Annotated in this window: 2 protein-coding genes and 1 pseudogene; 1 reads left to right on the forward strand and 2 read right to left on the reverse strand. The window is 48.1% G+C overall.

What is annotated here, in order from left to right; all coding sequences use genetic code 11:
- Positions 1 to 184 precede the first annotated feature (184 nt).
- Complete coding sequence (locus F6J94_RS31575; protein ID WP_293047483.1) at positions 185 to 715, forward strand: GNAT family N-acetyltransferase; 531 nt, start codon at positions 185 to 187, stop codon at positions 713 to 715.
- 38 nt (positions 716 to 753) lie between these two features.
- Here F6J94_RS31575 and F6J94_RS31580 read toward each other — a convergent pair whose 3' ends face one another.
- Together F6J94_RS31580 and F6J94_RS31585 are read right to left on the reverse strand one after the other, a co-directional pair.
- Complete coding sequence (locus F6J94_RS31580) at positions 754 to 3099, reverse strand: tetratricopeptide repeat protein (protein WP_293047485.1); 2346 nt, start codon at positions 3097 to 3099, stop codon at positions 754 to 756.
- Positions 3096 to 3827, reverse strand: a pseudogene (locus F6J94_RS31585) (hypothetical protein); the annotation flags it as partial. The pseudogene F6J94_RS31585 and the gene F6J94_RS31580, both read right to left, overlap by 4 nt.

Raw genomic sequence — 3827 nt, forward strand, 5'->3', positions numbered from 1 at the left:
AGCAGGGAAGAGGTAAAAACTAATGTGTACCTCATGAGTCCTAGAAACGCTATATATCCCATAAGGTACAACTTGATCCTCCGTTTCCCTTAATAAGGGTGACTTTGAGGTTGAAAAGCGTACCTCACAATTCGTAGAATTGCTATAGAATTAAATAATAACTCAATACATGAAGCCGCACAACATGATTATCCGAGATGCAGAAATAAGGGATCGTGAGAGCGTGCGCTCCTTACATATATCGGCCTTTCCGATCGGGGAGGGTGATCTTGTGGCAGGTCTGGCTGATGACCTCATCTCCAATATTACCGAGCCATGTACCCTATCATTAGTAGCGGTCGATGACAATGAAATAATTGGAAACGTTGCATATAGTCCTGTATTTATTGGCGAAAAACCAGATTTCCATGGGTATATTCTGGCACCACTCGCTGTTAAGCCAGAATGCCAAGGTAATGGTATTGGGAGTAAACTAATTGATGCTGGGATTAAGAGATTGCGTAGTATGAATGTGACTATTCTCTTCGTGTATGGTGATCCTAGGTATTATGAACGATTTGGCTTTAAAGCAGAGTTGGCAACACATTTCATTACTCCATATCCATTGGAGTGGCCTTTTGGTTGGCAGGCGCTTCTACTTGGGGAGATAGAAGAGCCAAATGCTGCTGTGAATATCAAATGCGTAAAGTCTTTAAATAATCCTAAACTATGGTGATAGGTTGCTAGGATTGCTATAATACTTTCAATTATGCTTTAAAACCTTAGTATTTTCCTTAGTTTGAGCCATAGATTTGCCAAATTAGATTTTCCCAATAGATCCTCCAAATTACGGCAAATAGAGCGAGTTGTAGGATGTTCCTCTCCCAACTGCTTGAGAGCAATCTGTCGAGCCTGCTGGTAGAGAGTTTTGGCCTCTTTGTAGCGCCCCTGGCTTTCGTACAGTCCGGCCAGGTTGTTGAGGCTGGTGGCCACATCTGGGTGTTGTTTACCCAACAGGCGTTTCCTCAGGTCTAAGGCTTGCTGGAACAGGGGTTCCGCTTTAAGGTAGCGCCCCTGGCTGTCATACAGTCCGGCCAAGTTGTGGAGGCTGGTGGCCACATATGGGTGTTGTTTACCCAGCAGGCGTTTCATCAGCTCTAAAGCTTGCAGGTACAGGGGTTCCGCTTCTTCGTAGTGCCCCTGGCTGTCGTACAGTCCGGCCAGATTGTGGAGACTTTCTGCCACATCTGGGTGTTGTTGACCCAGCAGGCGTTTCCTCAGGTCTAAGGCTTGCTGGAACAGGGGTTCCGCTTTAAGGTAGCGCCCCTGGCTGTCATACAGTCCGGCCAGGTTGTTGAGGCTGGTGGCCACATATGGGTGTTGTTTACCCAGCAGGCGTTTCATCAGCTCTAAAGCTTGCAGGTACAGGGGTTCCGCTTCTTCGTAGTGCCCCTGGCTGTCGTACAGTCCGGCCAGGTTGTTGAGGCTGGTGGCCACATCTGGGTGTTGTTGACCCAGCAGCTGTTTCCTTAGCTCTAAGGCTTGCTGGAACAGGGGTTCCGCTTTAAGGTAGCGCCCCTGGCTGTGGTACAGTGCTGCCAGGTTGTTGAGGCTGGTGGCCACATCTGGGTGTTGTTGACCCAGCAGCTGTTTCCTTAGCTCTAAGGCTTGCTGGAACAGGGGTTCGGCTTCAAGGTAGCGCCCCTGGCTCCAGTACAGTAAAGCCAGGTTGTTGAGGCTGGTGGCCACATCTGGGTGTTGTTGACCCAGCTGCCGTTTCCTCAGGTCTAAGGCTTGCTGGAACAGGAGTTCGGCTTTAAGGTAGCGCCCCTGGCTGTGGTACAGTAAAGCCAGGTTGTTGAGGCTGGTGGCCACATCTGGGTGTTGTTGACCCAGCTGCCGTTTCCTCAGGTCTAAGGCTTGCTGGAACAGGGGTTCGGCTTCAAGGTAGCGCCCCTGGCTTTTGTACAGTCCTGCCAGGTTGTTGATGCTGGTGGCCACATCTGGGTGTTGTTGACCCAGCAGGCGTTGCCTCAGGTCTAAGGCTTGCTGGAACAGGGGTTCGGCTTCAAGGTAGCGCCCCTGGCTTTTGTACAGTCCTGCCAGGTTGTTGAGGCTGGTGGCCACATCTGGGTGTTGTTGACCCAGCAGGCGTTGCCTCAGGTCTAAGGCTTGCTGGAACAGGGGTTCGGCTTCAAGGTAGCGCCCCTGGCTTTTGTACAGTCCTGCCAGGTTGTTGAGGCTGGTGGCCACATCTGGGTGTTGTTGACCCAGCAGGCGTTGCCTCAGGTCTAAGGCTTGCTGGTACATCGGTTCCGCTTCAAGGTAGCGCCCCTGGATCTCGTACAGATAAGCCAAGTTGTTGAGGCTGGTGGCCACATCTGGGTGTTGTTGACCCAGCAGGCGTTGCCTCAGGTCTAAGGCTTGCTGGTACATCGGTTCCGCTTCAAGGTAGCGCCCCTGGATCTCGTACAGATAAGCCAAGTTGTTGAGGCTGGTGGCCACATCTCGGTGTTCTTCACCCAAGCGCGCTCTAAGCGTTGATAAGCATTGCTGATACCAATACAATGCTTGTTCGTAAGCGCCTTGACCCTCGTAAAAGCGGGCTAAGCCCACAAAAGGCCAGATTAAATCTTCGTCATTTAAATAATCGTTTTGGTTAGTGGCAACTTCCACCAGGTGAGGGATAGCAGGGGTAATTCCTAAAATGTCTGACTGAGTTGGGGTCTCAGGAATATCCTTTGCTATTGCTACGATAGCTGAACAAAAGCCCCGTTTTAGGTTTTCAACATCAGCTAACTGTTCCCCCTTGATACTCAAAAATTCTCTAATACGCTCGTGAAGTTGGTAGGTATTATCATCCAACTTCTGTAGTAAATACTTTTCAACTAAGATATCCCGATTAACTACTAAATCAAATTCCAAGCTAGCTGCCCTAGCCGCCTTTGATACTAATGACCAGGAAATAGGAGCCAAGGCAAACAAACTCAGCAGAGCAGCCATGGTTTGAGCTGAAGACTGTAAAGAATCCCAATTGAGTTCCAGCACAACATCTGTACCAGAGTCACCTTCTTGAGATTGCTTCTGCTCTAGGAGCAATAAAATTTCTTCTAGCATCATGTACTCCCTGGCTTTGAGTATAGCGCTGCCACATTGTATAACTTTAAAGGTATACAGCCAACGAATTGACAGATTGCTTTGGCAGTTTCTAACTCCTTTTCAACAAAGTCTTTTCCTACTAATTTTACTAATAATTCTAGAGCATCAGTTTCTGGTAATTTACCCAAAGCAAGTGATGGATAGGGTAACTCTGAGCTACGAGTAGTAATTAACACCCTAAATCGAGAACCCATGGGCGGTAAGTAGTTTTTAATTTTATCGATATCAGTGACATTATCAAACACCAATAAAACTTTACCTGGTTGCCACTTTTTCCAGCAATAAGCAAGTTGGCTAGCAATGCTGAGATTTTTAGGCATCGGAAAACCAGGAAAATCATTCACAAATGCAAATTCCGAGAGCTGGGTGACAATATCGACTCCCTGGAGATTTAACCAACAACAACCACCGGGAGAATTTTCTAAATTGTACCAAGAGTATTGAATTGCTAGTTCTGTTTTTCCTACTCCCCCCTTACCTATAATATCAGTAATTGCTACAATATTATTTTGCTGGTGGCATCGTCTCCGAAGATCCAGTCCTGCACCTTGTTGTAGCTGCAGACTGCACTCCATGTGAAGTTGGTCCACTCCCTGAAAGGCATGTCTTCCTTGTTGAAACTGCCTCTGAGGCAATGCATGCCGCCCGCCTCTTCGCATTCCATCTTGGTGATCCTGTTTGAGGCAGTG

The organism is Moorena sp. SIO1F2 (genome assembly GCF_010672755.1).
Lineage (GTDB): Bacteria > Cyanobacteriota > Cyanobacteriia > Cyanobacteriales > Coleofasciculaceae > Moorena.